1 protein-coding gene and 1 pseudogene are annotated in these 771 nt (G+C 44.2%); one reads left to right on the top strand and one right to left on the bottom strand.

Features of this window, described 5'->3' with window-relative positions; genetic code table 11:
- Window positions 1–384 (top strand): annotated as a pseudogene (locus A3739_RS04840) (acetyl-coenzyme A synthetase); the annotation flags it as partial.
- Between the two features lie 6 nt (window positions 385–390).
- Here the strand turns inward: A3739_RS04840 and A3739_RS29355 are convergent.
- Window positions 391–771: hypothetical protein (locus A3739_RS29355; protein ID WP_197472055.1), on the bottom strand; the 381-nt coding region annotated here is incomplete at its 5' end.

Genomic DNA, 771 nt, shown 5'->3' with positions numbered 1-771 from the left:
GGACACCGCATGGGAACAGCCGAGATAGAGAGCGCGCTTGTTGCTCATNGCGCTGTTGCTGAAGCGGCGGTTGTTGGTTTTCCGCATGACATCAAGGGGCAGGGCATCTACGTCTATGTTTCGATGATGGCAGATGCTGATTTGTCTGATCTTACTGCACTTGTGAGTGAGCTCAAAGATTGGGTGCGTAAAGAGATTGGCCCTGTCGCAACACCAGATTTGATCCAGATCTCAGGAGGTCTTCCTAAAACGCGTTCAGGTAAAATTATGCGTCGTATTCTGAGAAAAATTGCAGCGAATGAGTATGACAGTCTTGGTGATACGTCTACGTTGGCAGAACCAAGCGTTGTCGATGTCTTGATCGACGAACGCCTGAATCGTTAGACCATACTACTTATCGAAGTTTGAAAGAGAGAGCCATGCGCTCTCTTTTTTATTTAGTAATTTCTGAAGTTGGGTGATGGCATCATCTTGTGACGTTTGATGCTTGCTTACCATAATCAAGTTTGAACCTTTTTTCTTTACACGCTCTGTGTAGAAAGATCTAAAGTTGTCGATAGTGATTGCTTCGATCGCATCGATCATTTGTTCTTTGCTATCAAACTTGGCAGCTTTCTTGTCTATCTCGCTCCAGTATCGATTGCTTCGCTGCCCAATATTGGTCTCTTTTTCTTCTAAGCGGGAGATCACTGCTTTTTTATAACGAGCGAATTCTTCTTCTGAAAGCGAATTAATACGGTCAACTTGAGCGTTCAGAAATGTTCGTGTTTC

Source organism: Oleiphilus sp. HI0067, from assembly GCF_001635735.1.
This window is presented reverse-complemented; position numbering and strand designations above follow the sequence as displayed.